The 21386-nt window shown below is 67.4% G+C and carries 23 protein-coding genes and 1 pseudogene; 7 read left to right on the forward strand and 17 right to left on the reverse strand.

Features of this window, described 5'->3' with window-relative positions; all coding sequences use genetic code 11:
• The 5 genes from ACT3S6_RS09690 to ACT3S6_RS09710 form a co-directional block, all read right to left on the reverse strand.
• Positions 1-825 (reverse strand): aminotransferase class I/II-fold pyridoxal phosphate-dependent enzyme (locus tag ACT3S6_RS09690; protein ID WP_444554761.1); only part of this gene is annotated, 825 nt, incomplete at its 3' end.
• Positions 822-1661, reverse strand: coding sequence for an oxygenase MpaB family protein (locus tag ACT3S6_RS09695; RefSeq protein WP_444554762.1), 840 nt, complete (start codon positions 1659-1661; stop codon positions 822-824). The genes ACT3S6_RS09690 and ACT3S6_RS09695, both read right to left, overlap by 4 nt.
• 81 nt (positions 1662-1742) lie before the next feature.
• Positions 1743-3005 (reverse strand): 23S rRNA (adenine(2503)-C(2))-methyltransferase RlmN, encoded by a 1263-nt coding sequence (gene rlmN, locus ACT3S6_RS09700; protein WP_444554763.1) that lies wholly within the window; start codon positions 3003-3005, stop codon positions 1743-1745.
• A gap of 38 nt (positions 3006-3043) precedes the next feature.
• Positions 3044-3742 (reverse strand): DedA family protein, encoded by a 699-nt coding sequence (locus tag ACT3S6_RS09705; RefSeq protein WP_444554764.1) that lies wholly within the window; start codon positions 3740-3742, stop codon positions 3044-3046.
• Between the two features lie 101 nt (positions 3743-3843).
• Positions 3844-4368: a universal stress protein gene (locus ACT3S6_RS09710; RefSeq protein WP_444554765.1), complete on the reverse strand. Its 525-nt coding sequence runs from the start codon at positions 4366-4368 to the stop codon at positions 3844-3846.
• Positions 4369-4492: 124 nt separating this feature from the next.
• Between ACT3S6_RS09710 and ACT3S6_RS09715 the strand changes: the two genes are divergently transcribed.
• The gene (locus tag ACT3S6_RS09715) at positions 4493-4921 is read left to right on the forward strand and encodes a pyrimidine dimer DNA glycosylase/endonuclease V (RefSeq protein ID WP_444554766.1); all 429 of its coding nucleotides are present in this window, start codon (positions 4493-4495) and stop codon (positions 4919-4921) included.
• A 107-nt stretch (positions 4922-5028) separates the two neighbouring features.
• Here the strand turns inward: ACT3S6_RS09715 and ACT3S6_RS09720 are convergent, their stop codons facing one another.
• The 10 genes from ACT3S6_RS09720 to ACT3S6_RS09765 all read right to left on the reverse strand — a co-directional run bounded on the left by ACT3S6_RS09720 (position 5029) and on the right by ACT3S6_RS09765 (position 14837).
• Positions 5029-5430, reverse strand: a complete 402-nt coding sequence (locus ACT3S6_RS09720; protein ID WP_444554767.1) for an ectoine synthase — start codon at positions 5428-5430, stop codon at positions 5029-5031.
• A 60-nt stretch (positions 5431-5490) separates the two neighbouring features.
• Positions 5491-6759: a diaminobutyrate--2-oxoglutarate transaminase gene (gene ectB, locus ACT3S6_RS09725; RefSeq protein WP_444554768.1), complete on the reverse strand. Its 1269-nt coding sequence runs from the start codon at positions 6757-6759 to the stop codon at positions 5491-5493.
• Between the two features lie 90 nt (positions 6760-6849).
• The gene (ectA, locus tag ACT3S6_RS09730; RefSeq protein WP_444554769.1) at positions 6850-7398 is read right to left on the reverse strand and encodes a diaminobutyrate acetyltransferase; all 549 of its coding nucleotides are present in this window, start codon (positions 7396-7398) and stop codon (positions 6850-6852) included.
• Positions 7399-7567: 169 nt separating this feature from the next.
• Positions 7568-8779 (reverse strand): hypothetical protein, encoded by a 1212-nt coding sequence (locus tag ACT3S6_RS09735; protein ID WP_086996669.1) that lies wholly within the window; start codon positions 8777-8779, stop codon positions 7568-7570.
• A gap of 121 nt (positions 8780-8900) precedes the next feature.
• On the reverse strand, positions 8901-9293 hold the full coding sequence (locus ACT3S6_RS09740; protein ID WP_086996672.1) for a VOC family protein: 393 nt from the start codon (positions 9291-9293) through the stop codon (positions 8901-8903).
• Between the two features lie 305 nt (positions 9294-9598).
• Positions 9599-10003, reverse strand: coding sequence for a DUF779 domain-containing protein (locus ACT3S6_RS09745; RefSeq protein WP_086996675.1), 405 nt, complete (start codon positions 10001-10003; stop codon positions 9599-9601).
• A 101-nt stretch (positions 10004-10104) separates the two neighbouring features.
• Complete coding sequence (gene adhP, locus ACT3S6_RS09750) at positions 10105-11139, reverse strand: alcohol dehydrogenase AdhP (protein WP_086996678.1); 1035 nt, start codon at positions 11137-11139, stop codon at positions 10105-10107.
• A gap of 88 nt (positions 11140-11227) precedes the next feature.
• Positions 11228-12751: an acetaldehyde dehydrogenase ExaC gene (exaC, locus tag ACT3S6_RS09755; protein ID WP_444554770.1), complete on the reverse strand. Its 1524-nt coding sequence runs from the start codon at positions 12749-12751 to the stop codon at positions 11228-11230.
• A 141-nt stretch (positions 12752-12892) separates the two neighbouring features.
• Entirely contained in the window at positions 12893-14209 is a 1317-nt protein-coding gene (locus tag ACT3S6_RS09760; RefSeq protein WP_444554771.1) for a GAF domain-containing protein, read from the reverse strand.
• 145 nt (positions 14210-14354) lie between these two features.
• On the reverse strand, positions 14355-14837 hold the full coding sequence (locus ACT3S6_RS09765) for a MarR family winged helix-turn-helix transcriptional regulator (protein ID WP_444554772.1): 483 nt from the start codon (positions 14835-14837) through the stop codon (positions 14355-14357).
• A gap of 112 nt (positions 14838-14949) precedes the next feature.
• On the opposite strand from ACT3S6_RS09765, the gene ACT3S6_RS09770 reads away from it, so the two are divergent.
• From ACT3S6_RS09770 to ACT3S6_RS09780, 3 genes and pseudogenes are all read left to right on the forward strand, one after another.
• Positions 14950-15738 carry an MFS transporter gene (locus ACT3S6_RS09770; RefSeq protein WP_444554773.1) on the forward strand — a complete coding sequence of 263 codons (789 nt, stop codon included), beginning with the start codon at positions 14950-14952 and terminating at the stop codon, positions 15736-15738.
• A gap of 4 nt (positions 15739-15742) precedes the next feature.
• Positions 15743-16558: pseudogene (locus tag ACT3S6_RS09775) on the forward strand (MFS transporter); the annotation flags it as partial.
• Complete coding sequence (locus ACT3S6_RS09780) at positions 16548-16847, forward strand: DUF4193 family protein (protein WP_444554774.1); 300 nt, start codon at positions 16548-16550, stop codon at positions 16845-16847. The pseudogene ACT3S6_RS09775 and the gene ACT3S6_RS09780, both read left to right, overlap by 11 nt.
• Before the next feature lie 61 nt (positions 16848-16908).
• Here ACT3S6_RS09780 and ACT3S6_RS09785 read toward each other — a convergent pair whose 3' ends face one another.
• Both ACT3S6_RS09785 and ACT3S6_RS09790 read right to left on the reverse strand, forming a co-directional pair.
• Positions 16909-17076, reverse strand: coding sequence for a hypothetical protein (locus tag ACT3S6_RS09785; protein WP_444554775.1), 168 nt, complete (start codon positions 17074-17076; stop codon positions 16909-16911).
• Positions 17077-17159: 83 nt separating this feature from the next.
• Entirely contained in the window at positions 17160-18308 is a 1149-nt protein-coding gene (locus tag ACT3S6_RS09790) for a lipid II:glycine glycyltransferase FemX (RefSeq protein ID WP_444554776.1), read from the reverse strand.
• Positions 18309-18473: 165 nt separating this feature from the next.
• Here ACT3S6_RS09790 and ACT3S6_RS09795 point away from each other — a divergent pair, with 165 nt between their 5' ends.
• From ACT3S6_RS09795 to ACT3S6_RS09805, 3 genes are read left to right on the forward strand one after another with little or no spacing between them, the layout of a single operon-like run.
• Positions 18474-18815: a metal-sensitive transcriptional regulator gene (locus ACT3S6_RS09795; RefSeq protein WP_444554777.1), complete on the forward strand. Its 342-nt coding sequence runs from the start codon at positions 18474-18476 to the stop codon at positions 18813-18815.
• Positions 18816-18834: 19 nt separating this feature from the next.
• Positions 18835-19056: a heavy-metal-associated domain-containing protein gene (locus tag ACT3S6_RS09800; protein ID WP_444554778.1), complete on the forward strand. Its 222-nt coding sequence runs from the start codon at positions 18835-18837 to the stop codon at positions 19054-19056.
• Positions 19057-19080: 24 nt separating this feature from the next.
• Entirely contained in the window at positions 19081-21342 is a 2262-nt protein-coding gene (locus ACT3S6_RS09805) for a heavy metal translocating P-type ATPase (RefSeq protein ID WP_444554779.1), read from the forward strand.
• Positions 21343-21386 lie beyond the last annotated feature (44 nt).

Consider the following 21386-nt stretch of genomic DNA (forward strand, 5'->3'; position numbering starts at 1 on the left):
GAGGGCCACGTTCCCGGCGAGTGCCTCGACCGCTGGCAGCAGGTCATCGGGCACCAACGCCCAGCCCAGGCGCCAGCCGGTCATGCCCCAGTATTTGGAGAAGCTGGAGATGACCACGCCGGTGCGCTCCAGTTCCCAGGCGCTCACACCCCGGACGTCGGGGTCGCCGGCGGCGGGGTAGGTGATCCCGTGGTAGATCTCGTCACTGACCAGCCGGGCCCCGTGGGCGGCACACCATTGCGTCAGTGCCGACAGTTCCTCCCGGGAGACCATGGTTCCGGTCGGGTTGGCCGGGGAGGCCAGCATCAGCCCCGAGAGCGGCCCGTGCTCGGCGACGGCCGCATCGAGCTGTTCGGGGGTGGGCTGGTACCGGGTCGCCGGACCGCAATCGAGTTCGACGACCTCGATGCCCAGGGTGCGCAGGATGTTCCGGTACGCCGGATACCCCGGCCGGGCCAGGGCGACCCGGTCCCCGGGGTTGAAGGCGGCCAGGAAGGTGAGCATGAACGCCCCGGAGGATCCGGTGGTCACCGCGACGTTGGCCGCCGGGACCTCGAGGCCGTACCAGCGCAGGTAGTGCCCGGCGATGGCCTGACGGAGTTCGGTGATGCCCAGGGCCGGGGTGTAGGTCAGCGGCATGGCCGAGGCGTGGATGGCCGCGGCCCGTGCCGAGACGTCCGATGGCGCCCCACCGCTGGGTTCACCGGCGCAGAGGGAGATGACGTCGCGCCCGGCGGCCCGCAGGTCGGCCACCCGGGAGAGGATGTCCATCACCTGGAAGGAGGGCACCTGGGCCCGGGAGGCAACGGTCAAGGGCTGGTTCATGGTGCTCCTTCGAGGTCGGGGGTGCCCGCGGCTGCTCCGTCGAGCCGGGTCAGGTAGTAGTGCATCGGGGCGTGGCGGATCCTGGCCGGAAGGCGGGGAAAGACCAGGGCGAGCCCTCGCATCAGGGCCCGGAAGACGGCGTCGTGCCCCGGCCCGTAGCGCAACCCGTAGGCGTGGCGCAGTTCGGGTGTCAGCAGGCCCGCGGTGAGGATCCTGGCCACGGGCATCGCCAGCCGGATCCAGGGCGGGGCGTTGTGGGCCTCCAGCAGGGCACGGCCCACCCGCATGGTGGTCCGATCCACCGTCAGCTCACCGGTCATGGCCTCCCAATAGGCGGCGAAATCGGCGCGGGTGGCCGGCCAGGCCCCTTCCGGGACGCGCAAGGCGGTGCCCAGCACCGAGTACCCGCGGTAGATCTTCTCGGCGGTATCGCCCGGTAACGGCCCGAAGACCGCCTCGTACACGATCATGGCCGAGTCGTAGAGGGTGGCGGCGACCCAGAGCTGGGAGTCCGGGTCATGGGCGTCGTAGGCTGGGTGGCTGCCGTCCGCGGCGGCCTCGGAATGCACGGGGGCGTGGACCCGCTCGACCCAGGTACGGGCGGCCTCGGCCTGGGCGTCGGTGCCGTTGGTGAGGGCGTAGATGTAGGTCAGGGTGCCGTGCAGCCGGGACAGGGGGTCCTGGACGAATCCCGAATGACGGGACACCCCGTGCCCGACCGGCGGGTAGGCCAGTTGCAGCAGGATGGCCCGGCCGGCCCCGGCCAGCATGACCGATTCGGGGGCCAGGTCCGCGATTGACTGTGGCCCGGTGGTGCCACGACTGAAGATCCCCATGACACCGATGCTAGTGCCATTTCACGGGCACGCGATGGCGGGGCCGCATTAGGCCACCGGTTCCTTCGTTCCGGCGCGGCCCTACTCCGAGGCGGCGAGCTGGCCGCAGGCGCCGTCGATCTCCTTGCCGCGGGTATCGCGCAACGTGGTGGGAATCCCGGCGTCGATCAGACGGTTGATGAACTCGTCGGTGATCTCCGGCTCCGAGGACGTCCAGACCGAACCCGGGGTGGGGTTCAGCGGGATCGGGTTCACGTGCACCCAACCGCGGCCGCGCTTATTGAGCTTCTTGGCCAGCAGATCCGCCCGCCAGGCGTGGTCGTTCATGTCCTTGATCAGCGCGTACTCGATCGACACCCGTCGCCCGGTGGCCTTGTAGTAGTTGTAGGCGGCGTCGATGGCCTCATCGGCCTTCCACCGCGAGTTCACCGGGATGAGCTCGTCACGCAGCTCGTCGTCGGGGGCGTGCAGGCTCAACGCGAAGGTGATCGGGATGTCCTCGGCGGCCAGCTTATTGATCGCCGGGACCAGCCCCACGGTGGAGATGGTGATGTTGCGTGCACTCATGCCCAGCCCCTCGGGGGCGTCGTTGATCATCCGGTGCACGGCGTTCATGACCCGCTTGTAGTTGGCCAGCGGCTCGCCCATGCCCATGAACACGATGTTGGTGACGCGTTCGGCGTCGTATCCTCCATCGCGGCGGCCGCCTCCGAGTCCGCCCTCGGCGATGACCCGGTTGGCCTGGACGATCTGGTCCAGGATCTCCGCGGCGGACATGTTCCGGGTCAGTCCGGCCTGGCCGGTGGCGCAGAAGGGGCAGTTCATGCCGCAACCGCATTGGCTGGAGACGCACAGGGTCACCCGGCCCGGATAGCGCATCAGCACGGATTCGACCAGGGAACCGTCGAAGAGCCGCCACAGGAACTTGACCGTGTCCCCGTTGTCGGTGGTCAAGCGCTTCACCTGGGTGAGCAGCGTCGGGAACATGGCGTCCACCAGTTCCTGGCGGCGTTCCTTGGGCAGATCGCTCATCTGCTCGGGGTCGGTGGTGTAGTGCTGGAAGTAGTGCACGGAGAGCTGCTTGGCCCGGAACTTCGGCAGACCGAGTTCGACGAGCTTGGCCTGGCGTTCGGCCAGCGTCAGATCGGCCAGGTGCACCGGCGGCTGGGAAACGCGCGCCTTGGACTTGAACTCCAGCTTCGGCCGGCCGTCGGGGGCCATGGCCTGGGTCCAGCCTTCTGCGGTGGGACGGACCTGGGCGCGGCCTTCCTGCCGGGCGCGGTTCTCCGACTGGCGGGAACGCTCGGTGGAATCGGGGGCTGCGGTCTCTTCAGGGGTACTCATTACACCCATTCTCCCATGCCCGTCCACCCGGCGCCCATTCAGGCCTCGGAGACCGGGTTTTCCGCGGGTGCTTCCTGCGCGGATGCGGCCCGTTTGACGGCACGACGACGGAGTTTCGATTTGCCCGCGACGGTGGGTGCGGGCAGGTTCCGGGTTTCCCACCAACTGATCACGTTGTTGATGGCCCGACCCAGGACCAGCGAGACGACGATGGCCAACAGCACGGCGACCTCGGTGGACAAACCGTCCCAGGCCCCGGACAGCAGGCCCACCCCGACGGAATACACCGACCAGAGGACCCCGGCAATGAGCGAATGCTGGAGGAAGACCCGCCAGGTGTGGGGAACCAAGGCGGAGCCGATGTTCATCGTCAACCGGCCCATGGGGATGAACCGCGAGGTCATCACCAGGGGAAGATCGTGGTCCTTGAGCCTATTGCGCGTCGCGGCCAGGGCCGCCTGCCAACGCCGTCCGGCCAGGATCCGCCAGTTCACGACGTCGAAGCGCACGGCCAACGCGTAGATCGCCGCGTCCCCGGCGATCGCGCCGACGAGCATGGAGGCGGCGAGCAGGAGCGGGTTCAGGGTGTCCGTTTGCGCGGCCAGGGCGCCCAACGCGACATACAGCGTCGTACTGGGCACCGGGGGGATCAGCGCGGACAGGGCCACCATCACCGCCCCGAAGAGATACACCCACGTCCCGTCGAGGGAACGCAGTCCCTCGCCTACTTCATTCACCGGTACTCCCTTGATTGCACGCCGTGGCTTCGCGGCCGAACAACGATCCTAGTGCAGTAGCCGTGGCGACCCGACCCCGCGGCGTCGCTCCGGGGCCCGGCTCAGGAAGCTTCCCACGGCAGCCGGGCGTCCGTGGCCACCGGGTGCAGTGGAACCACCAGGACCGGTCGATCCTGCCGGTGGGCCAGATGCACCGCCACGGATCCGCCCAGGAACTCACGAAAGCCCGAGCTGACGCCCGGCTCCCGCGTGCCGACGACGATCATCGCGGCCTCTTGTTCCGCGGCGAAGGCCGCCAGGGCCGTCGCCGTGTCCCCGACCAGGCAGCGCGTGGACCATTCCACGTCCAGCCCGCCCATGAGGCCTTCGATCCTGCGACGCACCTCGGGGTCGAAAGTGGGTTCGGCTGGTTCGTCGCTGTCCGGGTCGATCGGTGCGAACCACGTCGAGCCGTCGGCGCCGTTAACGGCATATCGGCTGGGATCCACGGTGGCAAACAGTGCCAACGCCCCATACTGCTGGGCGACCTCCGCCGCGGTCCGGATCAGTTCGTCCCGCGGCCGTGGAGGGACCCCGACGACGAGGCAGGCCCGGCGCGGGGACCCGGTGGATGGTGGCGTGCTCACGACGGTCCTCCAGTTCAGCGGATATGCTGCCCACTATCCCAGACCCGGGACAGCGCGTGAAGCGTTCCGGCCGCGTTGTGCGCCGGGAGGGCGGCCCCGGGGGGAATGTGGATACGATACCCCCATGCGCCTCTGGTCCCTGCACCCCCGGTATCTGGATTCCAAGGGTCTGGTGGCGTGCTGGCGTGAAACCCTGCTGGCGCAAAAGGTCCTTGGCGGCGACACCGTTGGCTATCGGAACCACCCCCAATTGACGCGGTTCCGTGCCGGTGGCGACCCGATCTCCTTGATCGGCGCCTACCTCGAGGGCCTGGCGGCCGAGGCCGATTCCCGCGGCTACCGGTTCAACCGTGCCCTTGTCCTGGTCCCGCACGTCCCGGCCGGGCCGCTGCTGACGGTGACCGCCGGCCAGCTGGAGCACGAGCGCGACCACCTGCTGGCCAAACTGGCCGTCCGCGCGGTCGAGCTCAGGGGTTCGGTCCCCACGCCACCCGAGACGCATCGCCTTTTCTCAACGATTCCCGGCCCGATCGAACCGTGGGAGGTTCCGTAGCCGGCCGACCGGGTATCGCAGCGAGCTGCCGTGGGGCCGGTCCCGGACACGCAAAAGCGCGGCACACACCGAAGTGTGTACCGCGCTTCGCGGAAATCCGTCGGGACCTAGCCCTCGGCGGGATCCTCGACGACCAGCGGGTAGACGCCGTTCTCGTCGTGGACTTCGCGGCCGGTCACCGGCGGGTTGAAGACGCAGGCCATGCGCAGCTCGGTGGTGGCACGCACGGTGTGCTTCTCGTGGCCATCCAGCAGGTACATGGTGCCGTCGGCCAGGTCGTGGACCTCGCCGGTCACTTCGTTGGTCAGCGTTCCCTCGCCCTGCACGCAGTACACGGCTTCGATGTGGTTGGCGTAGTGGAACGTCGAGGTGGTTCCGGCGTAGATCACGGTGTCGTGGAAGGAGAAGCCGACTCCTTCGCGGGCCAGCACCATGCGGCGGCTGCGCCAGGTCTCCGACTTGATGTCGCGCTCGGTTTCGTTCAGGTCATCGCGGTTGATTACCTTCATCTGGTGTCCTCCTGGGGAAGTTGGGGAAAAGTCGGGGTGGTTATCGGGGTGCTGCGGAGCCTAGGCCGAGGCCAGGGCCGGCTGTCCGGTCACGGTGCGCACGGCGTTGCCGAGCACGGTCAGCCCGCGCTGCAGCTCTTCGGCGGTGATGGTCAGCGGCGGCATGATCTTCAGGACCTCGTCCTCCGAGCCGGAGGTCTCCACGAGGAGGCCGTTGGCGAAGGATTCGGCGGCGACCTTCGTGGCGATGGAGTGGTCCGGGAAGACGACGCCGGAGAGCAGGCCACGGCCGCGCAGTTCCGCGCCGTCGACCAGGGCGACGATCTCGGCCAGGCCATCACGCAGTGCGGTGACGGTGCCGGCGAGCTCGTTCTGGAAGTCGCCGGTGGCCCAGTACTTCTTCAGTGCGGCGGTCGCGGTGACGAAGGCCGGGTTGTTGCCACGGAAGGTGCCGTTGTGCTCGCCCGGGCCCCAGATGTCGAGTTCGCGCTTGAACAAGGTCAGCGCCATGGGCATGCCGTAGCCGGAGATCGACTTGGAGATGCACACGATGTCCGGCTCGATGCCGGCTTCCTCGAAGCTGAAGAACGTGCCCGTACGGCCGCAACCGGCCTGGACGTCGTCGACGATCAGCAGGACGTCGTGGCGCTTGAGCAGCGCGGCGAGGCTGCGCAGCCATTCGGCGCGGGCGGCGCGCAGGCCACCTTCGCCCTGGACGGTCTCCACGATGACGGCGGCGGGCTTGTCGACGCCCGAGCTGCTGTCTTCGAGCAGGTGCTCGAGCCAGACGAAGTCGGCCTGTTCGCCTTCGAGGTAGCCGTCGAAGGGGATCCGCGAGCTGTTGGCCAGCGGGACGCCGGCCCCGGCGCGCTTCATCGAGTTGCCGGTCACCGACAGGGCGCCCAGCGTCATGCCGTGGAACGCGTTGGTGAAGGACAGGACGTTCTGCCGTCCGGTCACCTTGCGGGCCAGCTTCAGCGCGGCTTCGACGGTGTTGGTACCCGTCGGGCCGGGGAACATCACCTTGTAGTCGAGCTTGCGCGGCTCGAGGATGAGGTCCTGGAAGGTCTGCAGGAAGTCCCGTTTGGCCGGGGTCATCATGTCCAGCGAGTGCACGACGCCGCCGCTGGTCAGGTACTCCACGAGCGGCTGGGTCAGGGCGGGGTTGTTGTGCCCGTAGTTCAGGGCACCGGCCCCGGCGAAGAAGTCCAGGTATTCCGTGCCGTCTTCGGCGGTCTGCGTGGCGCCGGAAGCGGTCGCGAACACTGCCGGCCAGCTGCGGCTGTAGGTGCGAACCTCTGATTCGCGGATTTCAAAGATGTCAGTCATGGTCATTCCCTTTCATAGGTCGATGACAGGCTTCAGGAGGGCGCAGGGCATCACGGTGGAGCCCGGGGCGCCGGAAGTCGTGGTGGGGGATCAGCCCTTGGAGTTGCTGGACGCCAGGTTCAGCGTGCGCAGATCGGCATCGAGTCCCAGCGGGGCGATGCGGTACAGGTACTCGGTGTCATGGCCATCCGGGTACATGCCCGGGGTGAACAGCGGCTCACGCTCGCATTCGGCCTCATGGCGTTCGGCGAAGCGCTGGAACAGGTGGTTCGACGCGCCGTTATCGGCCGTGATCGTCGTTTCCAGACGATCGGCATGGGTGCGCTCGGCCAGCTCGTCGAGCATCTTGGCGGCCAGGCCGCGCTTCTGGAAGCCGGCGCCGACGGCGACCTGCCAGATCAGCAGGGTTCCGGGCTCGTCGGGGCGCATGTAGCCGATGACGAAGCCGGCTGGCTGGTCGTCGATGACGGCCATCAGCGAGCTCTGCGCGAAGTCACGGCACCAGAGCAGGTAGTAGTAGGAAGAGTTCAAGTCCAGCACTTCGGAATCCTTGGCCATGTTCCACATGGCTGCTCCGTCCTCGGTGGCTGGGTGGCGAAATGTAGCCTCGGACTGTGTGTTTGCGAGTTCATTTTCCATCCCTACAAACCTAACGCGCTCAGGATTTCGATCAAGCCGGGGTGTGGCGATTTGACACGGATTCTGCCCGAGAGGACACTTTCGCCGCACCGACCCCATTCGGAGGCATCCCAAAGCTGCCAAGGGATGCCGCCGAGCGCCCCGTGTTGTTTTGACCCGCTAGCTATCGTTACCTGTTCGTTATATGACCGGAGCCGTCGTTGCGGGGTTTTTCGTCCTCCAGGGGGCCTGCGGGCAGACCGGGGACCGCGGGCTCGACGCCGGCAGAGGCCACCACGGCGGTGGTATTGCGGATGAAAACCACGAGCCAGGCGAACACGATTCCGGCCGCTGCGAGCTCGAGAGCCGTGAGGTTGTAGTACTGCAGCGGACGCCACAGGGCCGCTGCCGCCACGAGCGCGCCGACCGCCAGATAGGTGAGCAGAAAGAAGGCCTTGGGGAACCCCGGTAGCCACAGCGGAACCCCGGCCAGCAACACCAGCAGGAACACCGCGAGGACCCGCACAAAGAATGTATGCACCGGCTCGAATGTATTGACGGGGAACAGTCCGATGCCGACCATGCACACCCCGCCGGCAACCAGGCAGGTACGCACCACCCCGGGGCGGGGGCGCATGAGCCGTTGAACGCCCAGGGTCCGGTGCCAGCGCCGGGCACCCGATTCGTCGTGGCGTTTGGCGGCGGCGACGACGTCGGCCCATTGCTTCAGGTCACGCGTGATGAACGCGGAGAGAGTGGTCAGGATGATCCCTGAGGTCGTGATGGTGGTGTTGAACGTCCAGAAGGACGTCAATCCGGCTTGCCCGGTGCCCAGCTCGCTGAACATGGAGTGCCACCACAGCGGGTTCTCCGCATACAGCATGCTCACCAGCATCCCGGAGGACATGAAGACCGCCAGCATCACCGACAGGGCGATGGCGGTGATACGCGCCCCGGAGATATATCCGAAGTAGCCAGCGACACCAGCTGAAACAGCCAACATCACCGTTCCGGCCACCGGATCCACGGTCAGGCCCGAGAATGCCTGCTGGAAGAGTCGGAAAAGCACCAAGGCGGACATCGTCGCGATCGAGGCGTGCACCACCAGCAGGGCTGCGACGTCGAGGATCTGCCGGATGACCGGACGCGCACCGAGCCACAGATGGACGGTACGGATGTTCTGGACGTATCCGGCCACGAATCCGGCACCGGCCATCACCCCGGAGACCACCGAGGCATAGATCGCCACCGACCCGTCCCCGGCCAAGGGTGGCCGGTATCCACGAAACGCGATGGCACCGACGATGACAGCCAGGATCCCCGCGACGACACCGGCCCAGATCGACCGGGATTCGATGTCCAGTTGGCGCCGGGCAGCGCCGGGCGTTCCCTGGTCCTTCATCGGTCGGGGGCCTCCTGACGGCTACCACGGGGCGGGGGGGTGTTCACCTCGATTCTGTCATGGTTGCCCCCGCGGGGAGGACGCGCCGGGTCGCCTCAGTGGCCGATGAGTTCGCTGCGGATCAGGAAGCGGGTGCGAAGAACTCGAGCGCGTTTCCGTCGGGATCCGCAAACGAAAGCCCCGAACCATAGTGGGCTTCGACGATTTCGCCGTGCTCGATTCCCCAGGTGTCCAGCTGATCCCGCCAGCGCACGAGTTCTTGATAGTCGGCGCATCCGAAACCGACATGGTCCATCCCCGCTCGTCGGGCGTCGAACCGGTCGTTGGAGTCCGTCACCGGGTGGAAGTGCAGCCCCAGCAGCATTCCGCCGTCCAACGGATAGACCTTGTGCCAGAAACCGCCAGCGTCCTCATCCAACACGGGCGAAACACCCAGGAGCCGTTCGTACCAGGCCGAGCTGCGGTCCAGGTCTGTCACGGTCAACGCGACGTGGGCGATGGGAGGGAAAGTCATGGGAACTCCTTAGTTTGTTGATGGCGGCAGCTTCGTATACCAGCCGTCGGATCCGGTCTGACGGTAAGTGAGGCAAGGAAATTGGTTCCAGCCCAGGCGACTGGAAGAGGTGAGAATACTGGCCGGGTTGTCTCAGCAGGAACACCAGCCTGACGAAACATCTCGCGATTGTGGCCTGCCGGCCACCCGCCGGGGACTTCCCTGTCCCGAGTGATCTGTCCTCGCCAAGGAGCGCGGGTACCGGGTGGCCGATGGTCCCAGGCTCCCTGCGCCACGGGTCGGCCACCGGCTTGCAAGGTCGGGCCTCAGCCGTCGATGAGTTCGCTGCGGATCAGGAAACGCTTGCCTTCCGGAGCCTCGAGAGAGAAGCCCCCGCCCCTTCCATCAACGACATCGACGGTGAGCAGGGTGTGTTTCCAGTATGCGAACTGTTCCTTCGACATCCAGAAATCAATATCACCCAGCGGGGTGCCGTCGTCGTCCTTCAGTCCGAAGACACCCAAGCGGATATCGGCGTCGCCGGTGATGAAGTCCCCTTCCGGGAAGCACATCGGCGATGAACCATCACAGCATCCACCCGACTGGTGGAACATCAGCGGCCCATGGCGGGCCCAGAGGCTGCGCAGCAGCACCTGGGCGTCGGCGGTGAGCCGGACGCGGGTGAAGTCCTCACCTTCTATGTCGGGGCGGGCGTCGAGCACGGTATCCACGGCGTTCTCCTTCTCCTCAGGGGCCGTGACCCCGGTCCGGAACCGCTGGATTGCGGCTCCGGACCGGGGGCATGACGGCAGTGTTCCTTCCCGGAAACCGTTTAGACGGTGGTCCCCGTGTAGTCGATGACCACTCGGCCATCGATCTTGGCGTGGCGCATTTCGTCGAAGACCGCGTTCACGTCCTCGAGCGGGCGAGTGTGGAAGGTGGGCTTGATCTTGCCCGCCGCATAGAACTCCAAGGCTTCTATCATGTCCTGACGGGTGCCAACGATGGACCCCCGGATGGTCAGGCCCTTGAGCACAATGTCGAAGATGGGGGCGGGGAAATCTCCCGGTGGCAGTCCGTTGAAGACGATCGTGCCGCCGCGCCGGGTCATGCCGATGGCTTGACCGAACGCGTCCGGATGCACGGCCGTGACCAGCACTCCGTGGGCACCACCGGTGGCTTCCTGGATGGCTTCGACCGGATCGGCGGCGAAGGCGTTGACCGTCACTTCGGCGCCATGGCTGCGCGCCAGGGCCAGCTTCTCCTCGGCGACGTCGACCGCGGCGACCCGCATGCCCATGGCAACCGCATACTGCACGGCGATATGCCCGAGACCGCCGATCCCTGAGATGACCACCCACTGACCGGGCTTGACCTCGGAGCGCTTGAGCCCCTTGTAGACCGTGACCCCCGCGCAGAGGACCGGGGCGATCTCGTGCGGATCGGAGCCTTCCGGGATATGGGTGGCGAACTTGGCCTCAACCAACATGTACTCGCCGAACGATCCGTCGACGGAGTATCCACCGTTGGTCTGGGATTCGCAGAGCGTCTCCCAGCCAGTGCGGCAGAACTCGCAGTTCCCGCAAGCGTTGGCGAGCCAGGCGTTGCCGACCATGTCGCCGACCTTCACCTCGGTGACGCCTTCGCCGATCTTCTCGACATAGCCGACACCCTCGTGTCCCGGGATGAGCGGAAGCTTGGGTTGGACCGGCCAGTCGCCACCGAGCGCGTGAAGGTCGGTGTGACAGACGCCGGAGGCGATCAGCTTCACCAATGCCTGGCCGGGGCCCGGCTCCGGGACCTCGGCGGTGGTGATGTCGATGTCGTTGCCGAACTCGTGGACGATGGCTGCATTCATGGTACTCATGGTGTTTCCTGCTCTTTCGGGGTTCGGGGTTCGCGGGTTCCGGCGTCGGTGCCGGAACCCGTGGACTGCGGTTGGGGCAATAAATGGTTTAGAAGAACCCCTGCTTTTCCTGCGCGTAGGAGACCAGCAGGTTCTTGGTCTGCTGGTAGTGGTCCAGCATCATCAGGTGGTTCTCGCGCCCGATGCCCGAGGACTTATAGCCACCGAACGCCGCGTGGGCCGGGTAGGCGTGGTAGTTGTTCACCCAGACCCGGCCGGCCTGGATCTCGCGCCCCGCACGGTAGCCGGTGGCTCCGTCGCGGGTCCACACCCCGGCACCGAGACCATAGAGGGTGTCGTTGGCGGTCTTCAGCGCATCGTCATAGCCACTAAAACGGGCCACGGAGACGACTGGCCCGAAGATCTCCTCCTGGAAGATCCGCATCGAGTTGTCCCCGGCGAAGATCGTCGGTTGGACGTAGTAGCCTCCGGAGAGTTCGCCTCCGAGGTCGGCACGGCCTCCACCGGTGAGGATCTGGGCGCCTTCCTGCTTGCCGATGTCGATGTAGGACAAGATCTTCTCCATCTGGTCGTTAGAGACCTGGGCGCCCATCATCGTGTCCGTATCCAGCGGGTGTCCCTGCTTGATGGCTTCTGTCCGTGCGGTGACGTCGCCCATGAACCGGTCGTAGATCGAGTCCTGCACCAGGGCGCGGGAGGGGCAGGTGCAGACCTCGCCCTGGTTCAGCGCGAACATGGTGAACCCTTCCTGTGCCTTGTCGTAGAACGCGTCGTTCTGCGCGGCAATGTCCTCGAAGAAGATATTCGGGCTCTTTCCCCCCAGCTCAAGGGTGACGGGAATGAGGTTCTGCGAGGCGTACTGCATGATCAGCCGGCCGGTGGTGGTCTCACCGGTGAACGCGATCTTGCGGATGCGCTTATTCGACGCCAGTGGCTTGCCGGCCTCGGTGCCGAATCCGTTGACCACATTGAGCACTCCCGGTGGAAGCAGGTCCCCGATCAGCTCCATCAACACCAGAATCGACACCGGGGTCTGCTCGGCGGGCTTGAGGACGACTGCGTTGCCCGCGGCCAACGCGGGTGCCAGTTTCCAGGTAGCCATCAGGATCGGGAAGTTCCAGGGAATGATCTGTCCGACCACGCCGAGCGGCTCGTTGAAGTGGTAGGCGACGGTGTTCTCGTCGATTTGCGAGAGCCGCCCCTCCTGCGCGCGGATGGCCCCAGCGTAGTAGCGGTAGTGGTCGGCTGCCAACGGCAGATCAGCATTAAGGCACTCGCGGATGGCCTTGCCGTTGTCCCAGGTCTCGGCGACGGCAAGCATCTCGAGGTTCTCCTCGATGCGGTCGGCGATCCGGTTCAGTACGCCCGCCCGCTCGGCGGCACTGGTCCTGCCCCAGGCCGGTGCCGCGCCTTCGGCGGCATCGATGGCCGCCTCGATGTCCTCGGACGTGCCGCGGCCGACCTCGCAGAAGACCTTGCCGGTGATGGGGGTGATGTTCTCGAAGTATTCGCCCTTCACGGGGGCCTTCCATTCACCGCCGATGTAGTGCTCGTAGCGCGGCTTGAAATCCAGTAGTGCCCCATCGGTTCCGGGGGTGGCGTAAACGGTCATGACAACTCCTTTGTTGGCCACCGCTGGCATTGCCGGGCCGAGCGGCCCGGAGCCGCGATGGCGGATTCCGCGTGATGTGGATCACGGTACGTGGTCAGGGGTTGCATCGACGTTGCATCGCCGACCGGCCACGGCCGAAGGTCAGGCCAGTTCCGCGTCCAGCCGCTGCAGCCGGGCCACCACGACCGATCGGTGCGGTGAGCGCGCGGGAAGGACCTGCAGGGCGGTGCGCAGGCCCTCGACGTCGGTGCCGGCCTCCGGCAATTCGAGGTAGTCGAGCAACGTGTCGGGATCGGCATCATTGAGCATCGACTCGCGCAGGGCGCCGGCCACCTCGCCGCGGATGTCGATGATCCCGGGCGCCTCGGAGCGGGGCAGGACCGGACCGGTGTAGGCCGCCAGGGCCTGCCGATGGCGCCCCGCCCCGAGATGGCGCAGGACGTCCCGGGCATCGACCGTGACGGCGGGGCCGATGCGGTAGGGACGCGACTCCAACCCGATCCGTCCCGCCTCGGGTCCCAACGCCTTGCGCAGTCGGGCCATTTCGGCCCGGACACTGACTAGTTGTCCGACGTCCCCGAACAGCAGGTCGGCGAGTTCGGAGGCACCCAGCCCACCGCGGTTCCAGCCCAGCAGGGTCAGGATTTCGGCGTGGCGACCGCCCAGCACCCTGGCTGGTGCCGCACCATCGAGGGTTCCGGCCGCGGAGCCCAGGACCTGCAGCCGGGTCGCGGGCGAGGAGGCCCGCGGGGACGGCAGCACGAGTTGATGACCGCGGGCGGCGGCCTGGAGGGCGTCGACGTGCAACTGCGCTTCGGCGGCGGCGACCGCCGCCCGCAGCAGCGTCAACGAGTGGCTGGCCACCGCGTCGTCGTGGCCCGTCAGATCGACCACGCCGAGCAGTCGGCCGGTCACCGGGCAATGGATGGGGACCGCGGAGCAGCTCCAGCGGTGCGCCTCCGGGCTGAAGTGCTCCGCCCCGCTGACCTGCACGCCGGTCCCGGTGACCAGGGCCGTGCCGGGGGCCGAGGTCCCGACGGAGCGTTCGGACCAATCGGCTCCGGGGACGAAGTCCATCCGTTCGGCGGCGTTGCGCACCGAGGTGTCGCCTTCGACCCAGAGGAGGTGCCCGGCGTCGTCCCCCACGGCGACGAGCAGTCCCGTGTCCTTCGCCGGCTGGACCAGCAGGCGGTCGAAGACGGGCATGAGCGAGACCAGCGGGTGGCTGCGTCGGACATCGGCGAGCTGAGGATCGCTCAACCCGTGGCGGGCGGCGGCCCCGGAGGGGTCGTCGTGGAAACCCAACGAACGGATCCATGAGTCATGGACGACCGGACGCAGCCGGGGGAACCCGGGGTCCTGCACCCCCGCGGGCAGGGGTTGCCCCGAGGACAACCGGGCGTGGGCGCGCTCCGCGGAGCGTTGCCATCCCGGCGATGCCGGTGACGTCCAGGCCATGAGGCAATACCACCCTGACTGTGAAGGTGCGCGGCGGTCCGCCCTCGCCACGGGCACCGGGGACCAGAACCACGGATGTGGCCCATGACACACAGTCTAGGTCACGTCCCCGACCTTGGATAGCGGCGCGGATGCCGAGGGGACCCTACGGCGTGGAACCCCCGTCGGGGTCCTCGGGCGCCTCGGGGTACACGTCGAGAAACCGACGCAAGGTCTGCAGGAAGGTGGCGGCATCGTCGGGTCCCAGCTGCTGCAGTGCTGTTTCGTAGGCGCCCAGGCTCGTGACCAGGTCCTCCTCGAAGGCCGCCACGCCCGCGGGGGCCGAGAAGAAGACGTAGGCGTTCCCTCCTTCCGGGCGTGAACGTCCCAGCAGTCCAGCGGCATGCGCCGCGTTGACCTGACGGTTCACGGTGGATTGCTCCAGCCGGAGGCTGTCGGCAATCTCACGCAGGGTCCGATGCCGGCCGTCGGAAAACAGCCACAGGATGCGCAATTCGGAGGTGCTCAAATGCAGCTGGGCCTCCAGGGCCCGGCGTTGCAGATCAAGGCTCGCGAGATAACTGGCCAGCAGTCGGGCCCGCGATACGCCGCCCGCCTCGGGCAGTGGCCACCGGTCACCCATTCTCATCTCCGCATCGTGTCGATTAGGTACACCTCTTCCAACATGTGTATTCTACATATCTTAGCTTATGTAACTTACACACCCAGGTGGGGTCGGGCCCACGCAACGAAAGAAGTACATGGAAGAATCAACGTCCACCGTCAACACCCCCCAGGAAGAATCCTCGGGCATGGCCCGGCATCCCCTGCTGGCGGTCGTCGTGCTCGGCTTCTCGAGCCTCTGTGCGGCCCTCACACAGTCGCTGGTCATCCCGATCCAGCCGGACCTGCCCGCCTTGCTGGACACCTCCGGGAGCAACGCCGCCTGGGTCGTCACCGCCACGCTCCTGGGCGGGGCCGTCGCCATGCCGGTGGCCGGCCGCCTGGCCGACATCAAGGGCAGGAAACCCGTTCTGGTGGTCTCCGCGCTCACCTTGCTGCTCGGCTCGCTCGTGGCCGCCGTTTCCAACGCCTTCATCCTCGTGGTCATCGGCCGGGTCCTGCAGGGACTGGCCATGGGATACATCCCGGTGGCCATCAGCTTCGCCCGCGAACTCTCGGCTCCCCGGATGAGGAATGCCGCGGTGGCCGGGATCAGCGCGACCCTGGGCGTCGGGGGCGCCCTCGGCCTGCCCCTAGCCGCGTGGATCTCGCAGGAATACAACTGGCACGCCCTCTTCTGGCTGACGGCCGGACTGGGCCTCGTGGTCACCGTGCTCTCCGCCACGGCGTTGCCCCACCGGGCCATCCAGCACCCCGCCACCTTCGACGCCATCGGCGCCCTGGGTCTGGCGGCAGGCATCGTCGGCATCCTGGTCGGCGTCTCGAAGGGCAACGACTGGGGCTGGCTCTCCATCGGAACCCTCGGCGCGATCGTCGGCGGCCTGCTGGTGCTGGCGTTGTGGGGGGGTCTACGAACTCCGGCATGACGAACCGCTGGTGGATCTACGCTCCACGGCCCGCCGCCCGGTCCTGCTCACGAACATCGCCGCGGTCCTGATGGGCTTCGGCATGATGGCCCAGTCCATCGTGATCCCGCAGCTGCTCGAGATGCCCTCCTCCACCGGCTTCGGCCTGGGCCAGAGCGTCCTGGAAGCGGGCCTCTGGATGGCACCGGGCGGACTGATGATGCTGCTGTTCTCACCGATCTCGGCCGGGTTGATGACGCGGTTCGGCGGGCGCACGACGCTGGCCCTGGGGGCCTTCGTCATGGCCGCCGGCTACGGCTTCGCGTTCCTGCTCACCGACGCCCCCTGGCAGCTCATGCTCGCCTCCTGCATCGCCTGCGCCGGCATCGGCATCGGTTACGCGGCGATGCCGATGCTCGTCATGGACAACCTGCCGGCCGCCGAGGCCGGATCCGGGGTGGGCGTCAATGCCCTGATGCGCTCCATCGGCACCACCAGCGCCGCCGCGGTGATGGCCATCGTCCTGACCAGCAATTCGGTCACGCTGTCCCCGGGGACCACCCCGGTCCCCACGCAGGACGCCTTCAGCCTGTGCTTCCTGATCGGCGCGCTGGCCGCCGTGGCCGCCGGTGCCGTCACCCTGACCATTCGTCGTCGCCCCCTGTTCGAGGCGACGCCCGAGGAGTCCGAAAAGGTCCCGGAACCGGCAGGACCCGGGGGGACCACCCACGTCCCCGCCGAGACCCCTGCCCATGAAACCCGGCTTGTGTCGGCCACTTCCCGTCGCCTACCATGTCGCTTTCGATCCGTTGAATGCTCAGGAGAAACACATGGCTGTTGAATACGATGAGGTCCGTCCCGACGTTGCCGAACGTGACGAGGAAACCCTCAAGCAGGTCAAGCAGATTGACGCGCCCAACAAGAAGACCGCGGTCGAGGAGCTGGACGAGGAAGAGCCCCTTGATGGCGACGAACTGCCCGGAGCCATCATCGACGAGGAGCTCGTCGTCCAGGTGCGTCCACAGGCCCAGGACGAGTTCACCTGTGGTGAGTGCTTCCTGGTTCGCTACCGGTCTCAGCTGTCCCGCGAGAAGGACGGCATGATGATCTGCAAGGAATGCGACGGCTGATCACCGCCGGAAGGAATTCCACCGTCCGCGAACGGTGGAGCCGCTGCCCGGAGCGGGTAGCTCAGGCGGTGCAGGCCTCGTTGGAGCACCCCGCATCCCTGCGGATCCAGTGCGCCTCGGCCGATCCGGTGTCCTCCCAGACGACATGTCGATGCTGGCCGCAGGAATCACAGGCCGGAGCCACGTAGGCGGCCTTCTCCGCATCGGTGTATGCACGGTAATCGCCCATTGCTGCCTCCAGGTCTCGGTCGCTATGGCGCCACCATATGCCCGAACTCCGGCGGGCGGTACCCCCTCGGCAGCGGCGGAGGCTCAGCCCCGGTCGCGCAGGCGCATATAAAGATTGAACGCCGCGGCCACTGCCTTGTTCAGCGGGTAGTCCCACTCCCCCAGCGTCTGCACCACATCACAGCCCAGGGTGGTCTTGAACTGCGTCAGGCCGGCCAGGTGGTGTTCGTTGTCCAGCGTCGCAGAGACCCCGCCGAGGTCCAGGAACGTGCATCCTTCCGCCAGCGAATCGGTGATCATGCGGTGGATCAGCGCCTTGGGGGCATAGAGTTTGCGCTCCGCGCTCGAGGAGGCCCCATAGGTGTACCAGGCACCCTGTCCGGTGCGGACCCGGATGGCCGCAGCCAGGTCCCGCCCCTCGTGGACGGCGAAGTAGACCGTGAAGGTGCCTGGCGCGTGGGCGTTCAGGGCCTTCATCATGGTGGTGAAGTAGCTCGCCGGACGCCCGGTGAAACCATCACGTTCGGCTGTTTCCTGGGACAACGCGTGGAACCGTTCGATGTCGGCGATCCCCCCGACCTGGATCTCCAGCGGACCGGCGGCCGCCTTGCGGGCCTGCCGCCGGGAGTTCTGGTTCATCTGGGCCAGCACCCCGTCGAGGTCCAGCGCCTGGCCGTCGGCTGAGATCAACGGGATCCGTCCCGAGAACTCGGGCTGTCCGGCGGTGAAGTCCTCGCTGACCTCCTGCTTGGTCCAGCCCAGTCCGCGCAACTGCTCGGCGAGCGCGGCGGCCCGGTCATCGACCTGCAGAGGTTCGAGCTCGGTCACCAATGAATATCCGCCGGCTGCGAGGGCCTTCCGGACGGCGGCCGTCCCCCAGCTCCGGGTGATCACCGGCGGGCCCATGCGGACCAGGAACACCCGGCTGGCCTTGAAATGGGCCAGCATCGGCGTGGTGATATCCGTCGGATCCAGTACGGACCAATCGGCAACGGGCCCCTCGGGCAGGTAGGCCAAGGTGTACTTCAGGACCGGGACCGGGCGGTGCAGCACCTGCACCGACGCCCGCAGGGCGCCCTGTGGATCAAACCAGCCGAGGTACTCGGCGCGCCATTCGCTCTTGACCCCGGCCCAGGCCGGGAGCTGCATGAAGCTGGTCTCTGGAAATGAAGCAAGGTGCGCGAGGTGGTCGGCTGCGGGAATCTGGCGGACCGAAAGCTGGGTGGATGTCACGCAGGTCAGCATAGCAATGCCTGGCGGCTCGTTTGCGGTCCCACTCCGCACGACGCGGCACCGCGATCCTGGACACCCCGGCGTCCATGCACCGCCGTCACCCCGGGTCCCCATACCCCTATGGGGTACTTGACCAGATACCCTAGGGGGGTATAACTTGGCGTCATGGACACCACCTTGCCGACCGCTGGCCAGCCAGCAGACGAACATCGCGAGCACGGCTACACCGCCGATAAACAGGCCCTGCTCAAGCGGCTGGGCCGCGTCGAAGGGCAGGTCCGCGGGATCGCACGGATGGTGGACGAAGAAAAGTACTGCATCGATATCCTCACCCAGATCTCGGCGATCAACGCGGCACTGCACAAGGTCAGCCTCGGCCTGGTCGAGGAGCACATCGGCCATTGCGTCGTCGGGGCCGCCCAGGATTCGCTGGAGACCGGTGACCCGGAAATCGTCAACGACAAGGTCCGCGAGGCCTCGGCCGCTATCGGCCGCCTCCTCCGCTGACCCCCGAACAGGAGCATAAGTGAGCACCACCATCAGCATCACGGGCATGACCTGCACCCACTGCGTCGCCTCCGTCACCGAGGAACTCTCGGAGATCGAGGGCATCACCGGCGTCGAGGTCGATCTCGTCGCCGGAGGAGTCTCCACCGCACGCATCGAGTCCACCGGGCCGCTCGGTGAAGCGAGCCTCCAGGAGGCCGTCACCGAGGCCGGCTACGCCCTCGTCCCCACGAACACCTAAGTCGTCCCCGCCAGGAGCATCACCATGGAACAGCACGTCGACCGCACCACCGCTGAAGCCCGGGTCCTGGACCTGGACATCCAGGGGATGAGTTGCGCCTCGTGCGTCTCACGGATCGAGCGCAAGCTGGGCAAGATCGAGGGCGTGGAAGCCAGCGTGAACCTGCCGCTGGAATCAGCGCGGGTCACCGCCCCGGCCTCGGTCAGCGACGCGGACCTGCTCACAGCGGTCGAGGCCGCCGGCTACGGCGCCTCGGTCAGGCAGGATCCACACCACCACCCCGGGGCCGCTGCGCAGGACCACCCGGGCGACCCCGGCGAAGCCGACGACCACCTGAACCACGGCGGAAGCGCCGAGGACCTGCGCCCGCGACTGATCGGCGGGGCGATCTTCACCATTCCGCTGTTCCTGATCTCCATGGTCCCCGCCCTGCAGTTCCCCCATTGGGGCTGGGTGGCCCTGGCCTTGGCGACCCCGGTGACCTGGTGGTCGGCCTGGCCGTTCCACCGGGCCGCGGCGGTCAGCGCCCGGCACTTCTCCTCCACCATGGACACCCTGGTCTCCATCGGCGTGCTGGCCGCCTATCTCTTCTCCCTGTGGCAGCTGCTCCTGGACCCGGCCATGACCGCCGAGACCGGGATGGGCATGTCCGACCACCAGCTCTACTTCGAAACGGCCGGCGTCGTGGCCACCTTCCTACTGCTGGGCCGGTGGCTCGAGGCCCGCGCCAAGACCACCGCGGGCGATGCCCTGCAGTCGCTGCTGAGCCTGGGCGCCAAGGACGCCACCGTGCTGCGCGACGGTGCCGAAGTGCGCATCCCCGCCTCGGATCTGGTCCCCGGCGATGAGATCGTCGTGCGCCCCGGGGAGAAGATCGCCACCGACGGCTACATCCTCGAGGGGGAATCGGCCATCGACACCTCGCTGATCACCGGTGAATCCGCCCCCACCGACGTCGGCCCCGAGGACACCGTCACCGGCGCCACCATCAACACCTCGGGCCGGCTGCTGGTCCGGGCCACCCGGGTCGGCGCGGAGACGACGCTGGCCCAGATGGGCCGGATGGTCTCCGATGCCCAGACCGGCAAGGCGCCGATCGCCCGGCTGGCCGACCGGATCTCGGCGGTATTCGTCCCGATCGTGCTGGCCATCGCCGTGGTCACGTTCATCCTGTGGTTCACCCTGTCCGTGGACCTCCAGTCGGCCTTCACCGCGGCGGTATCCGTCCTGGTCATCGCCTGCCCCTGCGCCCTGGGTCTGGCCACCCCCATCGGCCTGCTCGTGGGTACCGGACGGGGTGCACAGCTGGGCATCCTCATCCGCGGGCCCCAGGTCCTGGAGGACACCCGCCGGGTCGATACCGTCCTGCTGGACAAGACGGGAACCGTCACCGAAGGCCGGCTGGCCTTGGCCGACGTGATCGCCACCGCCGACGTCGACCGGGAAACCATCCTCGCCTTCGCCGGGGCCGCCGAATCCGGGTCCGAGCATCCGATCGCCCAGGCCATCACCGCGGCCGGCCGCGCCACCGGCACCATCTCCGCCTTCACCTCCTCCCCCGGAGGCGGGGTCCGCGCCACCGTGGGTTCCTCCGTCGTGGTCGTGGGTTCACCCGCCTGGCTGGAGGACAACGGGACCGCGCCCGACGCCGCCTCGCTCACCGCCCTGTCCTCGGCCCGGAAACAAGGCACGACGGCGGTGCTGGTGGCCGTGGACAGCTCCGCCATCGGAGTGATCGGGCTGCGCGACACCGTCCGCGAATCCTCCCCGGCAGCGATCAAACGCCTGCGCTTCCTCGGCTTGCGACCCATGCTCCTGACCGGGGACAACCAGGAGGTGGCCGCCCAGGTGGCCACCTCGGTCGGCATCGACCCGGCCGACGTCTTCGCCGGGGTCCTGCCGGCGGGCAAGGTCGACAAGGTGGCCGAAATGCAGGCCACCGGCGCCGTGGTGGCGATGGTCGGCGACGGCGTCAACGACGCCCCGGCCCTGGCCCGGGCGGACCTGGGACTGGCCATGGGCTCGGGAACCGACGTGGCCATCGAAGCGGCGGACATCACCGTGATGGGCAACGACCTGGCCCAGATCCCGCAGGCGATCGAGCTCTCCCGCAGAACGCTGGGCATCATCAGGACGAACCTGTTCTGGGCGTTCCTCTACAACACGATCGGCATCCCGGTCGCCGCCCTGGGGCTGCTCAACCCCATGATCGCCGGCGGTGCCATGGCGGCCAGCTCGGTGCTGGTGGTCCTGAACAGCCTGCGTCTGCGCGGCTTCGGGAAGTAGCCGGGGCCCTCCCTTCCAGGGCTTTGTGCCAGCATTTTCCGACG

Source organism: Arthrobacter sp. AOP36-C1-22 (assembly GCF_052377515.1).
GTDB lineage: Bacteria > Actinomycetota > Actinomycetes > Actinomycetales > Micrococcaceae > Arthrobacter_H.

Bases quoted from the DNA above. Each gene is read 5' to 3' on its own strand.
- ACT3S6_RS09695 (WP_444554762.1), bottom strand. From the start codon at position 1,661: ATGGGGATCTTCAGTCGTGGCACCACCGGGCCACAGTCAATCGCGGAC.
- rlmN (WP_444554763.1), bottom strand. From the start codon at position 3,005: ATGAGTACCCCTGAAGAGACCGCAGCCCCCGATTCCACCGAGCGTTCC.
- ACT3S6_RS09715 (WP_444554766.1), top strand. From the start codon at position 4,493: ATGCGCCTCTGGTCCCTGCACCCCCGGTATCTGGATTCCAAGGGTCTG.
- ACT3S6_RS09720 (WP_444554767.1), bottom strand. From the start codon at position 5,430: ATGAAGGTAATCAACCGCGATGACCTGAACGAAACCGAGCGCGACATC.
- ectB (WP_444554768.1), bottom strand. From the start codon at position 6,759: ATGACTGACATCTTTGAAATCCGCGAATCAGAGGTTCGCACCTACAGC.
- ectA (WP_444554769.1), bottom strand. From the start codon at position 7,398: ATGGAAAATGAACTCGCAAACACACAGTCCGAGGCTACATTTCGCCAC.
- ACT3S6_RS09735 (WP_086996669.1), bottom strand. From the start codon at position 8,779: ATGAAGGACCAGGGAACGCCCGGCGCTGCCCGGCGCCAACTGGACATC.
- ACT3S6_RS09740 (WP_086996672.1), bottom strand. From the start codon at position 9,293: ATGACTTTCCCTCCCATCGCCCACGTCGCGTTGACCGTGACAGACCTG.
- adhP (WP_086996678.1), bottom strand. From the start codon at position 11,139: ATGAGTACCATGAATGCAGCCATCGTCCACGAGTTCGGCAACGACATC.
- exaC (WP_444554770.1), bottom strand. From the start codon at position 12,751: ATGACCGTTTACGCCACCCCCGGAACCGATGGGGCACTACTGGATTTC.
- ACT3S6_RS09760 (WP_444554771.1), bottom strand. From the start codon at position 14,209: ATGGCCTGGACGTCACCGGCATCGCCGGGATGGCAACGCTCCGCGGAG.
- ACT3S6_RS09765 (WP_444554772.1), bottom strand. From the start codon at position 14,837: ATGAGAATGGGTGACCGGTGGCCACTGCCCGAGGCGGGCGGCGTATCG.
- ACT3S6_RS09770 (WP_444554773.1), top strand. From the start codon at position 14,950: ATGGAAGAATCAACGTCCACCGTCAACACCCCCCAGGAAGAATCCTCG.
- ACT3S6_RS09780 (WP_444554774.1), top strand. From the start codon at position 16,548: ATGGCTGTTGAATACGATGAGGTCCGTCCCGACGTTGCCGAACGTGAC.
- ACT3S6_RS09785 (WP_444554775.1), bottom strand. From the start codon at position 17,076: ATGGGCGATTACCGTGCATACACCGATGCGGAGAAGGCCGCCTACGTG.
- ACT3S6_RS09795 (WP_444554777.1), top strand. From the start codon at position 18,474: ATGGACACCACCTTGCCGACCGCTGGCCAGCCAGCAGACGAACATCGC.
- ACT3S6_RS09805 (WP_444554779.1), top strand. From the start codon at position 19,081: ATGGAACAGCACGTCGACCGCACCACCGCTGAAGCCCGGGTCCTGGAC.